A 22,941-nucleotide genomic window follows, 5' to 3' on the forward strand; every position below is an offset into this window, starting at 1 on the left:
TTGTCATTTTTTCCAGAAATGGTATGCTTGCTCAGGCATTAATAATCCAGAGCATCTGAATGACCTTTTCCGTTCCCTACGAAATAACCAGTCTTGGCATTGATACTAAAGAGATAGGTTCCATCTGGTTTGAAGAGGTTGTAATAGCCATTACCGTTAATGATATTAACACGCTCTAAAATGTATTGATTGCCAGTGATATGTCCACGTTTACGAGCAATGTTCAATACTTTTTCAAGGATACCATCCCCAAACACCCAGGCCGGGTTATTGACATCATTGATAGCCGCTTGGTTATACGGCACACGGCTCAGGTTCCGCTGAAGTGGGACACCATCGTTTGGAAGACCGAAACCTGAATAGCCTGGACTTGCAGTTCCTGCACCATTTGTAGCAGCATTTACAGCCGGGGCTGTAGGCGTTGCTGTTTGAGCTGGGGCCGGAGTTGCATTAGAAGTATCTGTACCACTTGTTCCTGTCACTGGGGCCGGTGTCGCAACCTGTTGTGAACGTCCTTGCGCTACCGCCTCATTTAATAAGCCATCTAATTTTTCATTGCCTGTCTTTGTTTCTGCAAAGGTCGCATCACTTTTTGCTTTGGCAGTTGCATCAAGAACTCCATCTTTGATCACTGGAGAACTAAATTGAGAATTCACTTTTTGAATGGCAGAAACTTGCTTCACAAGGTCTTCATATTTTGTTTTAGCCGCATTATAATCACTGCTTCCTTCTAATTTGTCCAGCAGTTTCTTCAGATTTTCCAAGTCTCCGAATTTATCATTTTTTAGCCCACTTTTCGATTCATCTACAAAAAAGGCATCGTAAGCTTTGGTAAATTCTTCCAATTTTTGAGCTTGTGTTTCACTGCTACTTGATTTAGAAGTAGAAGATGACTTGCTAGATGAAGAAGATACAACTGTTGTACCACCAGATTTTCCACGACTGTGCATCCAGTTATAGGTCACAAAAATGGCAGAACCGACAATCGCAAGACCTAATGCAGAGTATAGAACCGCTTTGATTCGTTTACCAGCATTGCTTGGAGTTTCCTCAGGAAGGTCCTCTGCTTCTACAATTGGTTCGGTTGGTGTTGGTCCAAATTTAATCTTAGCTGGTAATTCTGTTGAGATGGCATCCATTTCAGGCCTTTGTTCCAAGACCGTTTCCGGTACTTCCGGTACTTCAACTACTCCAGCAACTTCAGCAACTGTTTCTGTAGCTGCCAACTCTTCAGCCTTAGCCAATTCCTCTTTGGCCAAAATCTTTGTATCGTATTTTTCTGCTTCAATTTCTGCTCGGTGTTGTTTGATGTATTTGTCTAAGACATTATCGCCCTCTGTTACACCTGCTTCAATTTCTTCTGCCTTTCGATTGGCCTGCCCAATCGTCATCTCTTTAGCGTCTTCAAAATCTAAAATTGATTCTGTTTCTTGCTCTAATGGCTTTTTATCCTTCTCTGTCATAAAAATCCTTTCTATGCCTTTATCTGCCTTTTTACACGTTCCCCAAAATATTGGTAGAGATCAACTTTAAGGGTTCCGTTATAAAGTTTTCGTTTTTTATCTGCTTTACTACCGAATTTAGATTCAAAACCTTCATCACTGGTTAAGATAAATTTACTCCAGGTTTTGAGAGGTGCAAATACGTGCCCCATTTCAGTATACAATCTCGTCACGCCTTCATCATCAGATAAGCGTTCTCCATATGGAGGGTTAGAAATAATCACCCCATTGATCTTATCTGAGTGGAGATCTTGGACTCGCATTTGTTTGAAAGTAATGTCACTGCTAACGCCCGCTTTCTGAGCATTTTCTTTAGCAATCTCAACCATCCGTGCATCGATATCGGTTCCCATAATATCCAATTCGATCTCACGATTGATTTTCCTGCTCGCTTCTTGACGGACTTCATGAATCAAGCGATCATCCATCCAGTTCCATTCTTCAAAAGAAAAGGTCCGACGCAATCCAGGTGCCATCTTTCTAGCAATCATCGCCGCCTCAATACAAAACGTACCAGAACCACATGTGGGGTCAATCAAGGGCTTATCTGGATACCAGTTTGACAGCAGAAGGATTGCTGCCGCCATATTTTCCTTAATAGGGGCTCCCCCTTTTTCGGTCCGATAGCCACGTTTGAAGAGGCTACTACCAGTCGTGTCAATCAAGACAGTGGCTTGGTCTTTAAGGATCGATACTTCAATCTTGAACTCTGCCCCATTTTCCATTAGAGGCACTCCTTCTGGTCGGGCATAGTGTTTTTGTAACTTTTTAACAACTGCTTTTTTCGAAATGGCCTGAACGCTAGGTTCATTATGAAGTTTTGATTTGACACATTTAGCCTTAGAAATAGGAAAACGTGCTCCCAAAGGCAAATAATTTTCCCAATCCAAAGCAAAGACACCTTGAAAGAGTTCTTCGAAGGTTTTGGCTGGAAAAGTCCCAACCACAATTTTCACTCGATCAGCCGCGCGCAACCAGAGATTTGTCTCGATGATTGCTCGACGGTCTCCTTGAAATCGAACCCGTCCATTTTCAACCTGGCAATCGTAGCCAAGATCGCGTAGTTCTCGACCAACAATAGCCTCTATGCCAGCAGCAGCCGTTGCAATCAATTCAAATTGTTTTTTCATCTTATTCCTATCACTTTAAAAAAGGAGGTTGAGATCTCTCTCCACCTCATCAACCTATATGCAATTTTCTATAAGCCATGTTTTGTTCCAGAAATGACTAGGTACCATTTCCTTCGATAATCATCTGTCTACTGTTTCCAGTCAGAATGCTATGTTCGTTTCCACGCATTCCATGCCCCGACCAAAGTTTGGGTTGCTAGCTTGAGGGGTTTACCGCGTTCCACTTTTTAGGTTTCCCTAAAAACTACGTCACTGTGGCACTTTCAGAGCTACTAGAGCTTATCCTTAGACTTAGCTCCTTCACTCGCCGTAACTTGAATACCAAGTCCCTAGGCTTATGGATTCACCTAGCACAAACACTACAGGCATCACAGCCTGTGCTAGCATGGACTTTCCTCATGAGAGCATTCTCTCACGCGATTATCCAAAAATTGCACGATCTATGGGATTAATAATCGCGATCTACGATCTGTTTCCCAAAAACTTCTTTTTCCAAACGATTGAGTCGTTTAAGAATATCAAAGTTCGTCGCTGTTGTCACTTGCGGGAATTCTTGCGTAGCTGTACTAGCAATTGGAGATGCTTGTGGTGTTTCCTGTGCTTTTTGGGCAAGTTTTTCACGAAGGCGTGCGTTTTCTTCACGCAATTCCTTCACCAAAGCAGCATAAGTTTCATAGTCTTTTATAACATCATCTAAAAATTCATTTACTTCATCTTTACTATAACCACGAACTTCTCGTTTGAAATCTTGATCAAAAATATCTTTCGCAGTAAAAATAATACTTGCCATTACTCTCTCCAATCTAGTTCATCATCTCAATTATATAAAAAATTGGTAAGAAAAATCAAGGTATAACACTTAGTTTTCGTAAAAATTTTCAGCAAGTTCATTTAAGTCATCAAAACTTAATTGTTTGATATAAAATAGTTCTTTTTCTTGCATCATTTTGTAAAGATACTTTAAATTGGTTTCATTTTCTGGATCGTAAAAAAGGTAAGCTCCATCCGCATTATCTATCAAAAACTGATTGTATTCTTTTAATTGACCCGGATTGCTATAGTGGGGATAGACATATTTCACGAAATCCACCTGTTTGAAACGTGCCAACATTTCCTGATTGGCTTCATTCCAATTTTCGCCAACGTTCTCAAATAGAAAGATCGTCGCCATTTGAAAATCGTAATCTTCTTTTAACTCAAAGGCAACTTCTAGTACCCAAGCCTCAAATCCCAAATTACCAGAAAAGACCAGCCATTTCACTCCTTCTTCAAATAGACGACGAAGATCTCTTTCAATAGCTTTTTTAATGATGGGCAGTCGAGGGTCTTTATTGGAAAAGACTCCCACATCAAAACTCTTATAACCTGCAACAAGTATGGTATTCATTTTTTCCTCATTATTCTAATTTATGATATAATAGAGTGATGTAATTGTACCAATAAGGAGAACTATGGTCAACTATCCACATAAAGTAGCCAAAAAAACCTTGGTCTCTACAAAAAGGAAACATCCGATCGACTTTGCGAATCGTGGGATGACATTTGAAAAAATGATCAACGAAAGCAATCAATACTATCTTTCTCGTGGTCTGGCAGTCATCCACAAAAAACCAACCCCGATTCAAATCGTGAAAGTGGATTATCCACGTCGCAGTCGGGCAAAGATTGTTGAAGCCTATTTCAGGCAAGCCTCAACGACGGACTACTCTGGAGTATACAAGGGACGCTATATCGATTTTGAAGCTAAGGAAACACAGCAAAAACAGTCCATGCCGATGAAAAATTTCCATCAACATCAGATCGATCATATGGAAGCGGTTGTCCAGCAAGGTGGTATCTGTTTCGTTCTCTTGCATTTTGCAAAGTTAAGTGAAACCTACTTACTTCCTGCTCCTGCATTAATTCACTATTACAACATCGATCATGGTAGTAAATCCATGCCCCTCTCCTATATTCAGGAGCACGGCTTTCTAGTAGATAAGAATCGACTTCCGAGCGTTCCTTATCTTGATATTATCGAACAGAAACTTCTAGGCGGTATTTAAATGAATAAACAAACAGTCATTCAGTGGTTGAAATATGTTGCGATCGCAGCCATTTCATTTTTCTTACTTTTATTCGTCCTTGGCGGACTGATATTTGGTTATTATGCCATGAAAGCACCAACCTTGTCTGAAAAAGATTTGGTTGCAACAACATCTAGTAAGATCTATGACAACCAAAATAACTTGATCGCAGATTTGGGAGCTGAGAAACGAATCAACGTTACAGCAAATGAAATCCCTACTGATTTGGTCAATGCTATCGTCGCGATTGAAGACCACCGTTTCTTCAATCACCGCGGGGTCGACATCATTCGGATCGGCGGTTCCTTCCTTCACAACTTGCGAGGAGGAAGTCAAGGTGGATCAACCTTGACGCAACAATTGATCAAATTAACCTATTTTTCTACTTCGGCCTCTGACCGTACCCTCTCTCGTAAGATCCAAGAAGCTTGGTTAGCAACCCAACTAGAAAAGAAAGCAACCAAACAAGAAATCTTGACCTATTACGTCAATAAAGTATTTATGGCGAATGGGAACTACGGAATGCAGACGGCTGCGAAAAGTTATTACGGAAAAGATCTAAAAGATCTTTCGCTCCCTCAATTAGCACTCCTTGCAGGGATGCCCCAAGCACCAAACCAATACGACCCATACTCCCACCCTGAAGCAGCACAACAACGCCGAAACTTAGTATTAAAAGAAATGCTCGATATGAAGACCATTTCTAATAAACAATACGAAGCAGCGGTCAACACACCTGTTACAGATGGTCTGCAAAGTCTTAGTTCTTCAAGCAGTTATCCAGCCTATATGGATAATTACCTGAAAGAAGTGATCGAACAGGTCGAAGAAGAAACGGGCTACAATTTGTTGACAACTGGGATGGATGTTTATACTAACGTTGACACTGAAGCCCAAAAGAAATTGTGGGATATCTACAATACAGATGAATATGTCAACTATCCAGATGATGAGTTGCAAGTAGCTTCTACTGTTATTGATGTCAATACTGGTAAAGTCATTGCTCAGCTGGGTTCTCGTCACCAATCCAGCAATGTTTCCTTTGGTACAAACCAAGCGGTTGAAACGAACCGTGACTGGGGTTCAACAATGAAACCAATCACAGATTACGCACCAGCTCTTGAACATGAGGAATATACCTCTACAGCAGCTACTACAACAGATGCGCCATACAACTTCCCTCATTCATCAACGCCTGTCTACAACTGGGACCGTTCATACTATGGTAGCATGTCCATTACCTACGCAATTCAACAATCTCGTAACGTGCCTGCGGTGAAGGCCCTGGAAAAAGTTGGTCTTAAACAAGCTAAGAAATTCCTCAATGGATTAGGGATCGATTACCCAGAAATGGTTTACGCCAACGCTATCTCGAGTAACACTAGCGATTCTAGCAACAAATACGGAGCCAGCAGTGAGAAAATGGCAGCTGCCTATGCTGCTTTTGCCAATGGCGGTACCTATTACAAACCATCCTATGTTAGTCGGGTTGTCTTTAGTGATGGCACAACCAAGGAATTTGAGTCCGAAGGAACTCGTGCAATGAAAGCAACAACTGCCTACATGATGACAGATATGATGAAGACAGTTCTCTTGTCTGGTACCGGTACAAATGCTGCCATTTCGGGAATCTACCAAGCTGGTAAGACAGGTACATCAAACTATGCTGATAACGAAATCGGTAAATTGACAAAAAATGCTTATTCAAATATTGTAACACCGGATGAATTGTTTGTAGGCTACACTCCTGAATATGCCATGGCAGTATGGACAGGTTATTCCAATCGCTTTACACCAGTATTGGATAATGGAATACAGGTCGCAACGGATGTCTACCGTCAAATGATGCTCTATCTTGCTAATAATAATAACTCTGGTCATACGGATTGGACGCAACCAAGTGGACTGTATCGAAGTGGTTCTTATCTCTACTTAAACAATGGTAAGAACAACTACAATAACTACTACTATGAGCCAAGTTATTCCACTGATCAGTATTCGTATGAAGAACCATCGTCTAGCTCTTCGAACGAAGAAAATCAATCTAAACCATCTGAGCCTTCTTCGCAAGACTCTAACAATCATAACGAATAATAGAATGGAGAAGTCGGGCTTTTGCCCGGCTTTTTTTAAAACAATGGTTAAAAAACCAGAACGAATAAAATCTGATTTATTTAGTTAGACTTCCCAGCTTTTTTATTTTTGAGTATATAAAAAAAAAAGAGCCTTTCGGCTCTTATTAGAATGTAGACAAACTATTTTAAAGCAAAATAAGTTAAGTGATTCTGCAAAAAACAAAATTGAGTTCCAATATTTAAATCGATTTAAGAAAATACTGAAACTTTCCGCTGTGAGAAAAGTGCTTGAAACGTTATTGTTTCAGGCACTCGGAATTATTGAGACCTTAGACTCAATAATTAGTCATGGAACTTTAAAGAAGTTCGCTGACGTCCGTACTCACCTAAGGAAAGTTTTTAAGATATTTTGTCTTCAATCTGAAAAGAGCCTTTCGGCTCTTTTCTATATCATTATTTTGCTAAAGCTCCCATTGGATCCCACGGTGCTAGGACAATTGGTTCTGCTTCATAGGCTGCTAATTCGTCTGCTGTTAGGAATTCTTTACGAACCACGATTTGATAGGTATATTCATCCATCCAAGCATCAGAAGCCACAAAGTAACCATCTGTACCGACCTTGTCTCCCCATGAATTTTCAACCTTCCATTTACGAGGCTGACCTGCTTCGTCTAAATCAACCCCTGTCAAGACCATAGCGTGTGTCATGAGACTTTCTGCATAGTCCAAGCGACCCGCCTTGTCTTGTGTCAAATGAATGTCCATGCCTGCTTCAAAATCGTAGACATCTGTTGCCAGGATTCCGGCTTTACGGTTGCTGACTTGGCCTACATCTGAACCAAACCAGACAGTTTCTCCTGCTTTCATTTGAGCAATAGCTAATTCTTTCAATCGATCCATTGGAACATTTAGGTAGCGGACTGGACGGCTACCAACCACATTGCCCAGCATATCTACGGTGTAAGATTTTCCATATGGCTTATCTGTAGTTGGGGCATTGATAATGGAGACGTAATCGTCTAATTGAAGGTCTACATATTTTTTGTAGAAGCTTTGTGGAGTTAAGCCACTTTCGGTATGGAATTGGTTGTCCTTATCACGGTATGAAAAGTCAAATTCACGTGGAGGCAATCCTAAAGACATAGCCAAGAAGTTAAAGATTTCTTGCAACAACGCTTGTTTCTTGCTCGCAACTGCCTCACTATCTGCGCCTGAGTGAATCAAGTCACGCAAGATTTGCGCATCTTGACGCAAGAGTTTATTGAGGTAGGTGTTCAATTCCCGGCTATTACTTGAAGAAATCGATTCCGGATAAACTGATTTTGGAACCACTCCGTATTTCTCAAAGAGGGATACCACCATATCCCATTGACCACCATCTTGTTGTGGGGTTTGTAGGAGAAAAGCCACCTTACGGCTGGTCAATTCTTGATCTGCTGTAGCAATCACTTGCTCCAAAAACCAGTTTGATTTTTCATACTTATCCCAAAAGAAAGTATGTGCTTGAGACAATTCAAAATCCTCCAATTGGAAGCTTGAAATCATCTTGTGACGGAAGGTATTTAAAGCCGCAAACATCCAACAACGTCCAGATGCTTTTTGGTTTGTCACCTTATCCTTGGTCAAATCAAGTGAAAAAACTGGTGTATTTTCTACTGCACTCTTGCGCGTTTCAAGCGATGCATGGATCCCATTGTGGGTAACAGCATTTTCAAGAGCCGCATATTTCACATTTGCTTCATAATTAGCATAGAGCTGGTCTGTAAATTCTTTCGTTAATTCTGACATAGCAATCTCCTTTTTTCATTATTTACTATTATAATCCTTTGAGCAGAATCTTCAAGTAAAAATCACCCTATAGAGAGGGATTCTGTTTAGAATAGATGATTTTATCCCCGCAATATCCTTTGCGTTGAATGGCATGAGGGATGGTTTCTACATACTGCATTCCTGCCTTTTCCATGACTTTCCCTGAAGCAGGATTTAAACTGACATAAGTGGCTTTGATTTCTTTAAATCCGACTTTGTTCAATAAGAAATCCAAAACAGCTATGACGGCTTCTGTCATGAATCCCCGCCCCCAGAATTTCTTGCCAAGGATATAACCTAGCTCGCATGATTGACTTTCCTGGTCTTGAGAAACCACACTAATATCTCCAATTACCTGATCCAGTGATGTTTTCAAACAAAGCGCCCATTTATAAGTATCTGGTTTACGATACTGTTCGATCCATCTTTTGATCGATTCTCTGGTTCTCTCAGTAGATGCATGGGCATCCCAAGTGACATATTTCAGGGTTTCAGGATCCGAAGCCCAATTTTCAAACATCGCTGGTGCATCTTCCAAAACGAAAGGCCTCAAGTATAAATGCTCTGTCTCTATGACAAGACTTCCAAGATGATTCATAGATTGTCTCCCTTCATTTTTTCATGCAACTTGAACGTTGCAAGTTGGTTACTTTAATCTAGAAGAAAAGGACGGATGAAATCGCCCTTCTTTTTGATGCTTTTCACAATATTGTATGGTGAGACTACGAAATCGAACTCTGCGAGTTACCGATTTCTGTCTCGTTCTCCTATGTTAAGACTCGGGCTAAAAAGGTCCAGTGGACCTTTTTACTCCCAGAAATGATCAAATACTGTGATTGGCAGGTGGCGTTTGTGTTGGCCTTTGTACCACCATTTTTCAATAGTGGCTTGAGCTTCTGGGCTCACTTGTTTGCCTTCTAGGTAATCATCGATTTCATTATAGGTGACACCCAGCGCTACTTCGTCTGCTATTCCTGGTTTTTCTTCTTCCAAATCTGCAGTTGGGATTTTCTCATAGAGAGCAGGATCAGCTCCCAAGGTTTTAAGCAATTGTTTTCCTTGGCGCTTGTTCAAACGGAAAAGGGGTAAAATATCTGCACCACCATCTCCAAATTTTGTGAAGAAACCTGTAATATTTTCCGCTGCATGGTCCGTCCCAATCACTGCTCCGCTATGTGCTCCTGCTAGAGCATATTGCGCAATCATACGACTACGAGCCTTGATATTGCCCTTGTTGAAGTCGGAGATATCCGTTCCTGTTGCTTCGACAGCACGTTCCATGGCATCAACCGATTCCTTGATGTTAACGACTAGGCTAACATCAGGCTGAATAAAAGCCAATGCTTTTTGTGCATCTGCTTCATCTGCCTGTACCCCATAAGGAAGACGAACGGCAATAAATTGATAGGAGGTATCTCCTGTTTCTGAGCGCATTTCTTCCATGGCTAATTGAGCTAATCGTCCAGCAAGAGTCGAATCTTGTCCTCCTGAGATCCCTAATACAAATGTTTTCAAGAAGGGATGCTTTTTTAGATATCTTTTTAAGAAATCAACCGAGCGGCGAATCTCTTCCTGAGGATCAATGCTAGGCTTGACACCCAATTGTTGGATAATCTCTTCTTGCAAACTCATTTTGCTTCTCCTTCTCCATTGGCCTTGTTACGCATTTCCTCGATCAGATCCATCTTATCCTGCCAAATATCTTTGGCCAAGTCAACTGGGTAATGCTGTGGATTGAGGACGCGCTTGTATTCATCCCATAATTGATCGTAATTTTTACGAGCATATTCTTGAATTTCTGATAATGTTGGCAATTGATAAACCAATTGACCCTCTTTAAAAATATCCACTAAAAGAGGAATGGCCTCAAAGTTTCGAACTGTTTTATTAATGTAGGTATAAGTTGGATGGAACATTTTAAGTTCTGTCAGTTGTGAAACATCTACTCCATCATAAGTGATGTAGTCTCCTTCTGACTTACCTTTTTCACGGCTCGTAATCCGCCAGACTTGCTTTTTACCTGGAGTAGAAACTTTCTCGGCATTATTGGAAAGCTTGATGGTATTGATCATCTCTCCTTTATCATTTTCAACAGAAACAATTTTGTATACCGCTCCAAGCGCTGGTTGATCGTAAGCTGTAATTAACTTGGTCCCTACACCCCAAACATCAATTTTTGCTTTTTGCATTTTTAAGTTGAGGATGGTATTTTCATCCAAGTCATTAGAAGCGTAGATTTTAGCATTTGTAAACCCAGCCTCATCTAATTGCTGGCGAACCTTTTTAGAAATATAGGCAATATCTCCTGAGTCAATCCGGACGCCTAGGAAATTGATCTTATCTCCCATTTCACGCGCTACCTGAATAGCTGCTGGTACCCCAATACGAAGCGTATCATAGGTATCGACGAGGAAGACACAATCTTTATGGGTTTCCGCATACGCCTTAAAGGCTTGATAGTCATTTCCATATACCTGTACAAGAGAATGGGCATGAGTTCCTAAAACTGGGATTCCAAAGAGTTTTCCTGCCCGAACATTACTAGTTCCATTGGCCCCTCCGATGACTGCCGCACGAGTTCCCCAAATGGCAGCATCCATTTCTTGCGCACGACGTGTTCCAAATTCCATCAAAGGCTCATCTTCAATGACCGAACGAATACGAGCAGCCTTTGTGGCTATCAAGGTTTGAAAGTTGACTATATTTAAGAGGGCTGTTTCCACCAATTGACACTGAGCCAGAGGACCTTCGACCTGGACAATTGGTTCATTGGCAAAAACTAAGTCACCTTCTTGAGCCGAGCGTACTGTCAGTTCCAATTTAAGATCACGGAGATATTCCAAGAAGGCTCCATGATAACCAAGTGACTCTAAATAGGCAATATCGCTCTCAGAAAAACTCAAGTTTTCCAAATATTTCACAATTCGCTCTAAGCCAGCAAATACAGCATAGCCGTTTTTAAAAGGCTGTTGACGAAAATACACTTCAAATACAGCATGTTTATTGTGGATACCTTGATCAAAATAGACTTGCATCATGTTGATTTGGTATAAATCAGTATGCAAGGTTAAACTGTCATCTGGATACATATGTATACCTCTTTTTTATAGATTTGTTCTATGAATTCCTACCATAAAATTAGTACCATTATAGCATATTTCAGCCCTATTGAATACTGAAAGGAAAGCATGAAAAAAATCTGAGACAGGAAGCTCAGATTTTTTTGGATTAAAAGTTTTCTGTGATATATTTATAAACTTCTTGGCCAGCAATCGCACCGTCTCCGACGGCTGTCGTCACTTGACGTAGATCTTTTTGACGAACATCACCAACTGCAAAAACACCTGGGACTGTGGTTCTCATATGATCATCCGTGACCACCCAGCCATTTTCATCTAAAATACCAAGTTCTGTCGCAAAATCACTGACAGGATCTAAACCAACATAGATAAAGACACCACCGAAGGCTTGCTCTCTAACCTCTCCTGTCTTCACATCTTTTAAAAGGACAGACGTTACTTTTTGTTCACCCTTAATTTCTTCAACAACTGTATTCCAAGCAAAGTGAATTTTATCATTGGCAAAGGCACGATCTTGAAGAACTTTTTGGGCACGAAGCTGGTCTCTTCGGTGAGCAATGGTCACTGTTTTTGCAAACTGCGTCAAAAAGACAGCTTCTTCTACCGCAGAATCGCCACCACCAACGACCAAGAGATCTTCATCTCTAAAGAAAGCTCCATCACAAACAGCACAGTAGGAAACTCCTCTACTATTCAGCTCCTCTTCACCAGGGACATTTAATAAACGGTGGTTAGATCCTGTTGCAATCACAAGAGTCTTAGCTTCAAATTCCCCGTCATCTGTGACAATCTTTTTGGTTGGTCCATGGTCTTCGATACGCTCAACCTGACCAAACAAATGTTCAACACCAAGATTTTCTAAGGGCTCAAACATTTTTTCAGCCAACTCCGGGCCACTAATATTGGCATAGCCAGGATAGTTTTCAATGTCAGACGTATTGTTCATTTGGCCGCCTGGAATCCCTCTCTCAATCAATGCGACTTTTAAATTACTTCGTGCTGCATAAAGGGCCGCAGTCATTCCTGCAGGACCTGCTCCAATAATCACTGTATCAAACATAGTCAACCTCTTTTCCGTTTCGTTGTAATCATTATAATTCTAACACGGCATTTTTGCAATTATCGTGCTTGAAAGATAAACAAGATCCCTATGACCGCAAAGGTTAAAATAGGAATCGTCATGATATCAATTAAGAGGATATCATACAAATGCGCTTGTCGTTGCTTGGCTGTTTTATCTTTCTTCTTAAGGGCACGGTAGCCAATCCAAATACAAGAAGCGATCCCAACTAAAATCGTTGTCGTCACTAAACTTTGTAAATATAAGGACAATAATTTATTTAACATCACGACTCCAAATATTTTTACATTTTCAGAAAACAAACCCAGCTAGCATCGCCAGCTGAGTCTTACCTCTTTTCTATTATATCAAACATAGGTCCGTTTGTAACTAGCAAAGAATTCTTTTGTCCGTTCTTCTTTTGGATGCTGCATGATTTCCTCTGGTGTTCCAGATTCAATAATCCGTCCTTTATCCAAAAATAAGACCTTATCTGCCACTTGTGCTACAAAAGACATATCGTGACTAACCAATACCATGGTTTGACCTGTTTTTGCTGCATTGGCAATGGATTTTTCAACCTCCCCAACCAATTCTGGATCCAAGGCTGAAGTCGGTTCATCCAGCAAAAGAACCTCTGGTTTCATAGCTAAGGCACGAGCCAAAGCCACGCGTTGTTTTTGTCCGCCTGAGAGGTGACGAGGATAGTGATTTTCACGATCCGATAAGCCAACTTTTGCCAGTTCTTCACGCGCAATTTTCGTTGCTTCTTGATCGGATAAGCCCTTCACAACGATGAGACCCTCTTTAACATTATCAAGAGCTGTTTTTCTACCAAACAAATTAAACTGTTGGAAAACCATGGCCAACTTTCTCCGCAAAGTTAAGATTTGATCTTGACTAATATGTTCAAAGTCAACCTCGAAATCATCAATCTTAATTCTACCACTGTCTGGAGCTTCCAAATAGTTTAAACTGCGTAAAAAGGTCGATTTACCCGCTCCAGAAGACCCAATCAAGGCTACTACTTCCCCTTTTTGAATTTCCAAACTTAGATCATTTAAAACCTTTTGACCTGAAAATGTCTTTGATAATTCTGAAATATAAATCATTAGATCCGGACCTCCTGATCTGGTAAATCAATTGCTACGGGAGTCTCAATATCCAGTCGACGTTCAATGTGTCGGCCTAGCATTTCTATGAGGATATTCACAATCCAGTAAACAATCGATACCGTGATAAAGCGTTCAAAATACTTCAAATCGCTCCCCCCAATAATCCGTGCTTGGGCAAAAATTTCAACCACACTGGCACTAAAGGCTAGCGATGTCCCCTTGGTTAAACCAATGAGAGAGTTGATTAAGGTCGGGGTTGCAACAACTGCTGCATTGGGAATAATAATCCGGCGGTATACTTGACGGTTGGTCATTCCAAGACTTCGCGCTGCCTCAACCTCACCAGGATCCACCGATAAAATCGCTGCCCGGATGGTCTCGCTCGCATACGCCGCCTCATTAAAGGCAAGGGCCACAATTGCAAATAGCTCAGCTGGAATGGCATTAATATTAAAAGCTGTTCCATAAGACTGATTAATGGCTTTTAAAATAAGAGGAATCCCATAATAGGTTAACATCAACTGAACCAACAAAGGAGTCCCACGTAAAAAGCTGACAAAAACAGCTTGAATCGGGTAGAGGATTCGTACACGATTAATTTTGACTAGAGCAAAAATCATGGCAAAAATAATCCCAAAAAATGCGCCTCCCAGGGCTAGTAAAATCGTCACAGGCAGTTTCCCTATGACAGCCGGGAATGCATCCAATACAGCTCTCAGACTAAACAGCTTGCTATCTGGAACGTGTTTTAAAAAGTCAGCATACCAGTTGGCTGTTAATAGATTAGTTGTAAACATTTTTGTTACTTCCTTTCTCGAACATAAACATTCTATCACATTCACTATCGGAATTCCAAAAATTGCTACAGAAATAGAAAAATGATAGACTACTCAAATTTAGTCTATCATAATTTTAGACAAGTTCCTAATAGTTTTTCTTTATGGAGTTCATAAAGAAAATTTATGTTTTGTTCTGAACATTTGAAACAAGGGATTAGAAAGTTTGGCGTTTGGCCTTTCGTTCCGCCCGACCACGCGCTCGGTTTTCAGCTCGCTTAGCTTTTCTCCGCTTTTCATCAACTGCCCATTTGATTTTTTTCTTGTAGCCTGGTTTGATTTTTTTCTTTTTCTTCTTCACCAGACCGATCATTTCGATGTCGAGTTTCTCTTGCTTTTTCTCACGATTCGCCCGTCTGTCCCGATCATAAGTATCTTCAATAACCCCATTTTTCAACACTTTCGGTACGAAACGAATTCCCATTTTTTCTAGTTCACGGATATCTGAATCATCACTCGGTTGATAAAGGGTAATGGCTACACCTGGTAGACCATTGCGTCCTGTCCGACCGACTCGGTGAACAAAGAAAGAAAGATCTTGAGGAATGGCATCGTTAATGACATGACTCACCCCTTCGATATCAATTCCCCGTGCTGCTAAATCTGTGGCCACAATATACTCAAAGTCAAGGTTTTTAACCTGATTCATGATCCGTTTCCGTTCACGTGGTGGGATATCTCCGTGAATCTTCGCCACTTTTAGGCCCTGAGCCACTAAATAGGCATGAAGATCATCTGCTCTCGTTTTTGTATTGACGAAAATCATGGCCAAATAAGGTTGCAAGGTCTTGGTCAATTGGAAAACTTGCTCATTTTTATCCCGCCCCTTGGTAGAAACCAGCCAATTATCGATGGTATCTGAAATCACCGTTTTGGTCTTAATTTGCTCCATAACTGGGTTTGAGAGATATTTTTTCAAGAAAGGCTGCAATTTTTGTGGAATCGTAGCCGAAAAGACTAAAAATTGCAGTTGTTGCGGAAGTCTTGAAGCAATCTTATCTACGGTAGACAAAAATCCCATATCCAATGTCATATCCGCCTCATCTACCACAAAGGTATGGGCCTTATGGATGGCCAGATTACCAGATGCAACCAGATCATAGATCCGCCCTGGAGTTCCAATCACGATATGCGGTTGTTTGACCTGCAATTTTTCAATCTGACGACTTTTATCCGTTCCTCCAACATAATTGGCAATCCGAATTTCTTTTTCAGAATGACTAGCGATTTGACGAGCAGCTTGGTAAATTTGCGTTGCTAACTCCCGACTAGGAGCCGTAATCACCGCTTCAACTTGATCGTTGTCTTCATTTAACGTTTGAAAAATCGGCAAGAGGAATGTATGGGTTTTTCCAGATCCTGTCTTAGATTCCCCAACCAAATCATTCCCAGCTAAGACAATCGGAATTAGTTTTTCCTGTACTTCGGTTGCTTCTCTAAAATTGATTTCTTTCAGTGCCTCTTGAATATAAGGCTTAAAATTAAACTCTGTAAATTTCATTTTCTCAGTTCCTTTCATGATCTCTATTATTATATCAGAAAAGCTGACTTCGTGCCTCTCTTATGAGTCATTTTTCCTAACCAACAAAGTCTCTCTGAGTCAGCAAAAAACGATGGGCAAGCCCACCGTCTTTTTTATAAGTAGAGAAGAACAAGAGTGATGACACTTGTTACCAAGGCAATAGACCACATAAAGGCATCCACTTTCCATTCTGACCAGTTTTGGCCATTTCCAGAAAGACCACCCAATTCTAAATGATGGTGGAAAGGAGTCATTCTGAAAATCCGTCGCCCTTCCCCGTAGCGTTTCTTGGTCCATTTGAAATAGGTCACTTGTAGCATCACTGAACCTGTTTCAATGACATAGACAAGACCAATCAAGAGCAGGGTCCACTCTACATGCAGAGCCATTGACAAAGCTGCAAGCATCCCTCCAAGAGCAAGACTACCGACATCTCCCATAAAGATTTTAGCTGGCTTGTGGTTGAAGACAAAGAATCCAAGCAAGGCCCCAATCATACTTAAGGTGACAAAGAGAATATCCCATTTTCCTTGCATATAGGCAATAAAGGAATAGGCACTCAGGCTAATGGCAACGGAAATGCTGGCTAATCCATCAATCCCATCTGTCAAATTGACAGCATTTGAAAAACCAACCAACCAAAATAAAGCAAAGAGAATGTAGAAATGGCCCAAGTAAAGATCGTAACCAAAGACATTCAAAAGGCTTCCTGCACCGTGGCGTTCAGAAAAAACATAGAAGATGATTCCACCAACGAGTTGAAGAGCTAATTTTTGCTTTGGATTGAGCCCTTCATTAATCTTACGAAAAACTTTTAAAAAGTCATCCAAAAAACCAACAATTCCATATAGAATCAAGATAAATAGAGTAAGTTGAACAGGGCGCGTGAAATTTCCAGTCAATACGGTAACGACAAAACTGACTAGAACTGCTGTAATGAGAAACACCACTCCACCCATTGTCGGAGTGCCTGCTTTCGCTTTGTGTTGTTTCACATCTTCATGCATTTGTTGCCCGGAAATATGAGCACGATGGTAAAATCGAATAAAGGCTGGAATAGCAGCCACTGTTAATAGAAACGATACAAGGATCGTAGCAATATACATCTTAGTCTCCTAATGTTAACGTAATCTTTTTAGTTTTATTGAGCGAGGTGTTCATTTTGACACTTTGTTTGGTTACTTTCTTTCCACTACCTTTATAGGTAATTTCAATTCCAGTCCATTCTCCAAAGATGTCTGCATTTTTCTTAGTCCAACCATACATATCTGGAACAGCATCAAAGTCTTCTGTCAATAACAATACTTGTTGATTGGCTTTGACTTTAGAGCCCACATCCACAGACATCTTGCGGATATTTTTACCGGTCCCTAGTACAATTGGTTGCACCAAATTGCGACGCAATTCCTCTGAATAAGCACCTGGGCTTAGATTTTGCTTCAGATTTAACTCTTTAGAGAGAGTTTCCACTGAAGGGATTTTGTAAGTCGTTTCTTTAGTCACATCATCCAAGGTTGGTGCCTCTGATGTTAGATGCAATTCGTCTTTTAAAGCAACTGCATCTTCCAAAATAGGATTGACCAGCTCTTCCCAGCTAGTGGCTGAGAATTTCACTTCTGGTTGTTGGACCGTTACATACATGATGAATTCAGGGTCTTCTGCAGGTGTCATCGCTACAACCGAGTTGATATAATCATTTTCTCCTTGCAAGTATCCTTGATCTGTCGCAATTTGGGCAGTCCCTGATTTCACTGCAACGTTTTGACCGGGTACCTGAATGATAGGTCCATCACTGTACAAAGTCCCATACTCTGGATCTGTTCCGACCGTGATCATATAATTTCGAGTCTGTTGTGCAGCTGATCCTGAAACTGGTTTTCCAACAACTTCTTTTTTTGATTTGCGGGCCGTGTCTGATTTTTTATCGTAAATGGCACTAATAAACTTCGGCTCCAACATTTGCCCATCATTGGCGATAGCACTAAAGGCCCGTAACATTTGGGTTTGACTGACAGAAATCCCTTGACCAAAGGCAGATTGTGCCTGGCTAACATAGTTATCCCCCGGAAGCCTTCCGTAAGCTTCATTTCCCATTCCAAAACGAGTTGGAAGCCCGAATTTAAAGCGGGTCAGGTAGTCCATCCAGACGTTATTTCCCATCTTCTGCTCTAGCTTGGTCATCCCAATATTACTAGAATAGGCAAAGCCTTGTGCAATATTCATATAGCGACCTTCAGACAGTCCCATATTAACATCCCAGTCACGGATCGTCGCATCTTTTACCTGCAATTCATCACTGTAGTATACTTCATTATAGGCTGGGAAAGTCCCATGGTCAATCGCCGAAGCTAATAACATGACCTTCAGGGTTGAACCTGGTTCATACTGATCTTGATAAAGAATGGTATTCCAGGTTTTCAAGTTTTTCAAATCTAGTCCTTGTTTCGTATCCGCATTATAGGATGGACGTTGCGTTGTCGCAAGGATTTCTCCTGTTTTTGCACTGACAAGAGTCGCACTGACATACTTTCCTTTCACTTTTTCTTGGAAAACATCCATACGTGTCTCAAGGTAAGTCTGCAATTCTGCAGAAATGGTCGTATAGACATCTTTTCCATCTTCTGTTTTGACAGAAACCTTATCTGAACCAGGAACGATATTCCCGTTTCGGTCTTTGTCATAGGTGATGACTCCATTTTGACCAGCAAGAATGCGATCGAGGGATTTTTCCATCCCTGATTGCCCCTTCAGGGTTTTATTCCCCTCTTTATCTTCTTGAAGAGAGGCCTGCCCTATAAATTGAGAGGCAAAAACTCCATTTTTATAGCTCCGATTTGGACTAGTTGTAAAGGAAACCCCTTCAATCTTCGCCGCTTCCATGGCCTCACGGATAGCTGTCATATTACTATAAGTAATGCCATTTCCGTTCGATCCAAAAGAAACCTGTTTCAATTTCTTTTGCGACAACTGTTGAATGACGTAATCCTCATCCATCCCTAAGTACTGCTTAAAGATTTCTGCTACTTTTTTAAATTGGCTCTCTTCTACATAGAGGATTTTCCCAGTTGCTGATTTGTACTTTTTATCAATAACGGCATAAACGTTATAGGTCGTAGCATCTTCAGCAATTACTGCTCCATTTCGGTCATAGATCGTTCCACGTTTTGCAGGAACAATAACCGTCTGCTCATGGACTTTTTTTGCTTGATCCGATAAGGTCACACCGAATTTTTTGTCAGTCCCAATAATCATTGCAAAATTAATCAGAAAGAGAAAAAAGAGGAAAATCGCCAGTACACTGAGATTTTTCCCAACTTGTTTTCGATTCTGATCTGGCAAGCGACGTTTCTTTATCGAATACCCGATTAAAAATTTTTTAAATTTATTCATCACTACTTGCACTCACTGTTTTTCGATTTTCTTTTTGCAGCTTCATTCCTTGGGAGCTAGCCAACTGTGATAAGCGGTCATAACGTGTTAATTCATTGACCTCTTGACGAACATCTGCCAATTCCGTCTTTTTGGCTTCTAGTTCCGTATTCAAATCAGTCAACTCACTCTGTACTTGTAAAATTCGTGTCTGCATAAAGACGATACTAATGGCTAAAATCACAGCTGTTAAGACAATCGACCCATAAAAAGCCTTTTCTACTCTAGAGAAACGGCGAAAGTGGTCTTGCAATACCTGTGTTCTTGTTCTCTCATCTCTTGCTGCCATATCAATTCCTCTTACTTGTGTATTTTTCGAGCAACCCGTAATTTTGCTGAATGAGATCGATTATTTTCCTCAAGCTCTTCTTCACTTGGCAAAATAGGTTTCCGGTTGACTAACTCCATCTTTGGTTTCAAATCATCTGGAATAAAGGGAAGCCCCTTTGGAACCTCAACCGTCGAAGCTTCTTTAAACAATTGTTTGGTCAATCGATCCTCTAACGAATGAAAGGTAATCACAGAAATACGACCATCGAGGGCCAACAAATCCATGGCTTGCTGAATCGATTCATCCGCCGCTCCCAGTTCGTCATTGACTTCGATACGAATGGCTTGGAAGATCTGTTTAGCAGGATGACCCTTTTTCTTGAGCTCCTTAGCTGGTTTAGCAGATTTAATAATCTCTGCTAATTCAGTCGTCGTTTCAATCGGTTTAATTGCTCGCGCTTGCTCAATTTTCCGCGCAATTTGCTTGGAAAATTTGTCCTCTCCATATTTGAAAAAAATGCGAACTAGATCATGGTAATCGTAGCTATTAACCACCTCATAGGCTGTTAAGGAAGCTTCTTGATTCATCCGCATGTCCAACGGCGCATCTTTCTTGTAAGAAAATCCACGTTCCCGTTCATCTAACTGAGGACTAGACACACCTAGGTCATAACAGATTCCATCAATTTCAGTCACACCCAATTCGTTAAGACGTTCCTTTAAATGACGAAAGTTATCCTTAATAAAGGTCACCATGCCTTTCTCGATGAATGGAGCTAAACGAATCTTAGCATTCTCAATCGCATGCTGATCTTGGTCAAAGGCATAGAGATGACCCGATTCATTTAATTTTGTTAACAAATATTCGCTGTGGCCTGCTCCACCCAATGTGGCGTCTACATAGATCCCATCTGGCTTAACATCCAGCATATCGATCGTTTCATGAAGCAAAACCGTTACATGATGAAATTCTTTACTCATATCTTTACTATTTTACCACAAATGGGACCAAGATGCACTCCTGAAAGAAAATTCACTAACTAATCCTATCTGACCTTTTCGGATCCTACAAAATACCTAGAAAGGCTTGATTTCACTTGTTTCCTCTAGGATTTATGATACAATATTCTTATGAAAATAAGAAAACAGATTCTCATCCCACTTTTATTGGTCGATGCTATCGCTCTCTACTTTTTTCTAACCACTATTGAGGCTTGGATTTTTTGGCTTGCTGCCCTGATCCTAGTCGGCTCACTTTGGTGGCTCAAAAAAGCCATTCAAGGAAAAAAAACAGAGATGGAAGAAAAATAATTTCTTCCATTTCTGTTTTTCTTTTGTTTCCTCCAAGAAATTCCTTAAATGAAGTAAACGAGCTCTGAAATAGTAAAGAGAGTGGGACAGAAATCGGTAATTCGTTAGAATTCGATTTCGTCGTCCCACCTCCGCACAGTTGAGTAGGGCTGTAAAAACTGATGAAATCAGCGTAGTAGAGCCCACTCAACCACTGCGTCTTGCTCAACAATCCAAAAACAATTGAGAGGCTAGGACTTTTGCCCCAGCCTCTTGCTGTTTATTTATTATGTTTCCAATTGCTGTAGATCCCAAAAAGAATGATCCAGATGGTTGCTCCAATCGCTCCAATGTATGTTGATTCTTGCAAGAAGAGACAAACGAATACAAAGAGGAAGAAAACAATGGTCAATGGATTCAACACTTTATAGGCTGGCATGACAAAACCATCTGGCATAAATTCTTTTGATTTACGGTACTTAAGATGGGATAACATGGTCAAAATATAAATAGCAATGTAGACACCCGAAGAAGATGCCGTAATCAAGGCAAAGGCATCTGATACACCTGGCAAGACATTGATAAAGGCTGAAACAGCAACCACAATCGCAGAAAAAATAATCGCGCGACTTGGAATTCCCATGCGAGACAAGCTATTCAACTTCAAACGATTCATCACTTTACTGTTTGGCGTTTCTTTTGCAATCTGGTACAAGTGACGCCCTGTTGAATAGAGAGTGGAATTCAAGGAGGATGCGGCAGCTGTCAGCACAACAAAATTAATCAATCCTGCTGCCCACTTGATTCCTACCAACTGAAAGACCGTCACAAATGGTGATTTATTGACGGGAAGCTGTTGCCAAGGGAAAATAGCCATGATCGCCAACAAAGCCCCTACATAAAAGATCACAATCCGAATCGGAATTTCTTTAATGGCTTTCGGTAAGACCTGACGGGGATTGGCTGTCTCTGATGTGGTAATTCCAACAAACTCAATCGCTTGATAAGCAAAGAAGACCATTTGAAAGGCCATAACAAACTTGACCCAACCATTTGGAAACATTTGAAAACCATTGGTAATATTGGTTAAGCTAGCATGTCCAGCTGGTGTTTCAAAATTCGTCGTCACCATAAAGATCCCTGTAGCGATCAGGGCTAAAATAGTGACAATCTTGATCATTCCAAACCAGAATTCAACCTCTCCAAAAACTTTCACAGCGATCAAGTTTACACAACTTAAAAGCGCTAAAAAGATAATTTGAATCTGCCAGGCTGGCCAATTAGGGAACCAGAGCTGAACATAGTTGGAAACGGCTGTAATTTCTGCCATCCCAAGAAATACCAAGGAAACCCAATAGGACCATCCTGAAAAATAGCCCCAACCCTTTCCTAAGTACTTGGTAATAAAGTTGATAAAGGTATGTTGATCTGGATCCATATACAGCATCTCGCCAATCGCCCTCATCATGAAGTACATGAAAGCTCCAGTCAGCATATAGACTAAAATAATAGACGGACCCGTCAAAGAAAGGGAACGACCAGCTCCAAGAAAGAGCCCTGTTCCGATGGTTCCTGCAATAGCAATCAACTGAACATGGCGATTTTGCAGACCACGAACCATCCCATTTTCAGTTTCTTGACTAGGATGATGTTTTTTTGACATATGATTACTCCAATTCTTTTTCTGTACTTTTTCAGAAAAGTATACTTTCAATTTTCACTCAATCTACTATACCACGTTTTAAAAAATTGGTCAA

At 40.8% G+C, this 22,941-nt stretch carries 21 protein-coding genes and 1 other RNA gene; 3 read left to right on the forward strand and 19 right to left on the reverse strand.

Annotated features, from left to right (window positions below; genetic code table 11):
- Window positions 1-38 precede the first annotated feature (38 nt).
- From ACVC7Q_RS09140 to ACVC7Q_RS09160, 5 genes are all read right to left on the reverse strand, one after another.
- Window positions 39-1,463: a cell division site-positioning protein MapZ family protein gene (locus tag ACVC7Q_RS09140; protein WP_447265630.1), complete on the reverse strand. Its 1,425-nt coding sequence runs from the start codon at window positions 1,461-1,463 to the stop codon at window positions 39-41.
- Between the two features lie 11 nt (window positions 1,464-1,474).
- Entirely contained in the window at window positions 1,475-2,632 is a 1,158-nt protein-coding gene (locus ACVC7Q_RS09145; protein ID WP_447265631.1) for a THUMP domain-containing class I SAM-dependent RNA methyltransferase, read from the reverse strand.
- Window positions 2,633-2,698: 66 nt separating this feature from the next.
- Window positions 2,699-3,064, reverse strand: an RNA gene (gene rnpB / locus ACVC7Q_RS09150) — RNase P RNA component class B.
- Between the two features lie 16 nt (window positions 3,065-3,080).
- Window positions 3,081-3,422 carry a cell division regulator GpsB gene (gpsB, locus tag ACVC7Q_RS09155; RefSeq protein WP_447265632.1) on the reverse strand — a complete coding sequence of 114 codons (342 nt, stop codon included), beginning with the start codon at window positions 3,420-3,422 and terminating at the stop codon, window positions 3,081-3,083.
- Window positions 3,423-3,491: 69 nt separating this feature from the next.
- Complete coding sequence (locus ACVC7Q_RS09160) at window positions 3,492-4,019, reverse strand: DUF1273 domain-containing protein (protein WP_447265633.1); 528 nt, start codon at window positions 4,017-4,019, stop codon at window positions 3,492-3,494.
- Between the two features lie 64 nt (window positions 4,020-4,083).
- On the opposite strand from ACVC7Q_RS09160, the gene recU reads away from it, so the two are divergent.
- Both recU and pbp1a read left to right on the forward strand, forming a co-directional pair.
- Window positions 4,084-4,677 carry a Holliday junction resolvase RecU gene (recU, locus tag ACVC7Q_RS09165; RefSeq protein WP_447265634.1) on the forward strand — a complete coding sequence of 198 codons (594 nt, stop codon included), beginning with the start codon at window positions 4,084-4,086 and terminating at the stop codon, window positions 4,675-4,677.
- Window positions 4,678-6,792 carry a penicillin-binding protein PBP1A gene (gene pbp1a / locus ACVC7Q_RS09170; RefSeq protein ID WP_447265635.1) on the forward strand — a complete coding sequence of 705 codons (2,115 nt, stop codon included), beginning with the start codon at window positions 4,678-4,680 and terminating at the stop codon, window positions 6,790-6,792. It abuts the gene before it with no gap.
- 434 nt (window positions 6,793-7,226) lie between these two features.
- Here the strand turns inward: pbp1a and pepC are convergent, their stop codons facing one another.
- The 13 genes from pepC to rsmH all read right to left on the reverse strand — a co-directional run bounded on the left by pepC (window position 7,227) and on the right by rsmH (window position 20,875).
- Window positions 7,227-8,561: an aminopeptidase C gene (gene pepC / locus ACVC7Q_RS09175; RefSeq protein WP_009732326.1), complete on the reverse strand. Its 1,335-nt coding sequence runs from the start codon at window positions 8,559-8,561 to the stop codon at window positions 7,227-7,229.
- Between the two features lie 67 nt (window positions 8,562-8,628).
- Entirely contained in the window at window positions 8,629-9,180 is a 552-nt protein-coding gene (locus ACVC7Q_RS09180; protein ID WP_031575284.1) for a GNAT family N-acetyltransferase, read from the reverse strand.
- A gap of 209 nt (window positions 9,181-9,389) precedes the next feature.
- On the reverse strand, window positions 9,390-10,214 hold the full coding sequence (gene nadE, locus ACVC7Q_RS09185) for an ammonia-dependent NAD(+) synthetase (RefSeq protein ID WP_447265636.1): 825 nt from the start codon (window positions 10,212-10,214) through the stop codon (window positions 9,390-9,392).
- Window positions 10,211-11,671, reverse strand: a complete 1,461-nt coding sequence (locus tag ACVC7Q_RS09190; RefSeq protein ID WP_447265637.1) for a nicotinate phosphoribosyltransferase — start codon at window positions 11,669-11,671, stop codon at window positions 10,211-10,213. Before ACVC7Q_RS09190 ends, nadE begins: the two co-directional genes overlap by 4 nt.
- A gap of 139 nt (window positions 11,672-11,810) precedes the next feature.
- Window positions 11,811-12,722: a thioredoxin-disulfide reductase gene (trxB, locus tag ACVC7Q_RS09195; RefSeq protein ID WP_447265638.1), complete on the reverse strand. Its 912-nt coding sequence runs from the start codon at window positions 12,720-12,722 to the stop codon at window positions 11,811-11,813.
- 59 nt (window positions 12,723-12,781) lie between these two features.
- Window positions 12,782-13,009: a DUF4059 family protein gene (locus ACVC7Q_RS09200; protein ID WP_003003995.1), complete on the reverse strand. Its 228-nt coding sequence runs from the start codon at window positions 13,007-13,009 to the stop codon at window positions 12,782-12,784.
- A gap of 81 nt (window positions 13,010-13,090) precedes the next feature.
- On the reverse strand, window positions 13,091-13,834 hold the full coding sequence (locus tag ACVC7Q_RS09205) for an amino acid ABC transporter ATP-binding protein (protein ID WP_447265639.1): 744 nt from the start codon (window positions 13,832-13,834) through the stop codon (window positions 13,091-13,093).
- Window positions 13,834-14,634 (reverse strand): amino acid ABC transporter permease, encoded by an 801-nt coding sequence (locus ACVC7Q_RS09210; protein WP_447265640.1) that lies wholly within the window; start codon window positions 14,632-14,634, stop codon window positions 13,834-13,836. The genes ACVC7Q_RS09205 and ACVC7Q_RS09210 overlap by 1 nt, the downstream gene beginning before the upstream one ends.
- 196 nt (window positions 14,635-14,830) lie before the next feature.
- Window positions 14,831-16,174, reverse strand: a complete 1,344-nt coding sequence (locus tag ACVC7Q_RS09215) for a DEAD/DEAH box helicase (RefSeq protein WP_447265641.1) — start codon at window positions 16,172-16,174, stop codon at window positions 14,831-14,833.
- A gap of 134 nt (window positions 16,175-16,308) precedes the next feature.
- Window positions 16,309-17,301 carry a phospho-N-acetylmuramoyl-pentapeptide-transferase gene (mraY, locus tag ACVC7Q_RS09220; protein ID WP_447265642.1) on the reverse strand — a complete coding sequence of 331 codons (993 nt, stop codon included), beginning with the start codon at window positions 17,299-17,301 and terminating at the stop codon, window positions 16,309-16,311.
- A 1-nt stretch (window position 17,302) separates the two neighbouring features.
- Window positions 17,303-19,585 (reverse strand): penicillin-binding protein PBP2X, encoded by a 2,283-nt coding sequence (gene pbp2x, locus ACVC7Q_RS09225; protein WP_447265643.1) that lies wholly within the window; start codon window positions 19,583-19,585, stop codon window positions 17,303-17,305.
- Window positions 19,578-19,913 (reverse strand): cell division protein FtsL, encoded by a 336-nt coding sequence (gene ftsL, locus ACVC7Q_RS09230; protein ID WP_003010374.1) that lies wholly within the window; start codon window positions 19,911-19,913, stop codon window positions 19,578-19,580. Before ftsL ends, pbp2x begins: the two co-directional genes overlap by 8 nt.
- A gap of 11 nt (window positions 19,914-19,924) precedes the next feature.
- Window positions 19,925-20,875, reverse strand: a complete 951-nt coding sequence (rsmH, locus tag ACVC7Q_RS09235; protein ID WP_003010377.1) for a 16S rRNA (cytosine(1402)-N(4))-methyltransferase RsmH — start codon at window positions 20,873-20,875, stop codon at window positions 19,925-19,927.
- A 150-nt stretch (window positions 20,876-21,025) separates the two neighbouring features.
- On the opposite strand from rsmH, the gene ACVC7Q_RS09240 reads away from it, so the two are divergent.
- Window positions 21,026-21,205 carry a hypothetical protein gene (locus tag ACVC7Q_RS09240; protein WP_447265644.1) on the forward strand — a complete coding sequence of 60 codons (180 nt, stop codon included), beginning with the start codon at window positions 21,026-21,028 and terminating at the stop codon, window positions 21,203-21,205.
- Between the two features lie 259 nt (window positions 21,206-21,464).
- Here the strand turns inward: ACVC7Q_RS09240 and ACVC7Q_RS09245 are convergent, their stop codons facing one another.
- Entirely contained in the window at window positions 21,465-22,847 is a 1,383-nt protein-coding gene (locus tag ACVC7Q_RS09245) for an amino acid permease (protein WP_447265645.1), read from the reverse strand.
- Window positions 22,848-22,941 lie beyond the last annotated feature (94 nt).

The organism is Streptococcus sp. W151, assembly GCF_053010205.1.

Bases quoted from the DNA above. Each gene is read 5' to 3' on its own strand.
- ACVC7Q_RS09160 (WP_447265633.1), bottom strand. From the start codon at position 4,019: ATGAATACCATACTTGTTGCAGGTTATAAGAGTTTTGATGTGGGAGTC.
- trxB (WP_447265638.1), bottom strand. From the start codon at position 12,722: ATGTTTGATACAGTGATTATTGGAGCAGGTCCTGCAGGAATGACTGCG.
- gpsB (WP_447265632.1), bottom strand. From the start codon at position 3,422: ATGGCAAGTATTATTTTTACTGCGAAAGATATTTTTGATCAAGATTTC.
- ACVC7Q_RS09180 (WP_031575284.1), bottom strand. From the start codon at position 9,180: ATGAATCATCTTGGAAGTCTTGTCATAGAGACAGAGCATTTATACTTG.
- mraY (WP_447265642.1), bottom strand. From the start codon at position 17,301: ATGTATATTGCTACGATCCTTGTATCGTTTCTATTAACAGTGGCTGCT.
- ACVC7Q_RS09210 (WP_447265640.1), bottom strand. From the start codon at position 14,634: ATGTTTACAACTAATCTATTAACAGCCAACTGGTATGCTGACTTTTTA.
- ACVC7Q_RS09240 (WP_447265644.1), top strand. From the start codon at position 21,026: ATGAAAATAAGAAAACAGATTCTCATCCCACTTTTATTGGTCGATGCT.
- ftsL (WP_003010374.1), bottom strand. From the start codon at position 19,913: ATGGCAGCAAGAGATGAGAGAACAAGAACACAGGTATTGCAAGACCAC.
- pbp2x (WP_447265643.1), bottom strand. From the start codon at position 19,585: ATGAATAAATTTAAAAAATTTTTAATCGGGTATTCGATAAAGAAACGT.
- ACVC7Q_RS09200 (WP_003003995.1), bottom strand. From the start codon at position 13,009: ATGTTAAATAAATTATTGTCCTTATATTTACAAAGTTTAGTGACGACA.
- rsmH (WP_003010377.1), bottom strand. From the start codon at position 20,875: ATGAGTAAAGAATTTCATCATGTAACGGTTTTGCTTCATGAAACGATC.
- ACVC7Q_RS09140 (WP_447265630.1), bottom strand. From the start codon at position 1,463: ATGACAGAGAAGGATAAAAAGCCATTAGAGCAAGAAACAGAATCAATT.
- ACVC7Q_RS09215 (WP_447265641.1), bottom strand. From the start codon at position 16,174: ATGAAATTTACAGAGTTTAATTTTAAGCCTTATATTCAAGAGGCACTG.
- nadE (WP_447265636.1), bottom strand. From the start codon at position 10,214: ATGAGTTTGCAAGAAGAGATTATCCAACAATTGGGTGTCAAGCCTAGC.
- ACVC7Q_RS09190 (WP_447265637.1), bottom strand. From the start codon at position 11,671: ATGTATCCAGATGACAGTTTAACCTTGCATACTGATTTATACCAAATC.
- pbp1a (WP_447265635.1), top strand. From the start codon at position 4,678: ATGAATAAACAAACAGTCATTCAGTGGTTGAAATATGTTGCGATCGCA.
- pepC (WP_009732326.1), bottom strand. From the start codon at position 8,561: ATGTCAGAATTAACGAAAGAATTTACAGACCAGCTCTATGCTAATTAT.
- ACVC7Q_RS09245 (WP_447265645.1), bottom strand. From the start codon at position 22,847: ATGTCAAAAAAACATCATCCTAGTCAAGAAACTGAAAATGGGATGGTT.
- recU (WP_447265634.1), top strand. From the start codon at position 4,084: ATGGTCAACTATCCACATAAAGTAGCCAAAAAAACCTTGGTCTCTACA.
- ACVC7Q_RS09145 (WP_447265631.1), bottom strand. From the start codon at position 2,632: ATGAAAAAACAATTTGAATTGATTGCAACGGCTGCTGCTGGCATAGAG.
- ACVC7Q_RS09205 (WP_447265639.1), bottom strand. From the start codon at position 13,834: ATGATTTATATTTCAGAATTATCAAAGACATTTTCAGGTCAAAAGGTT.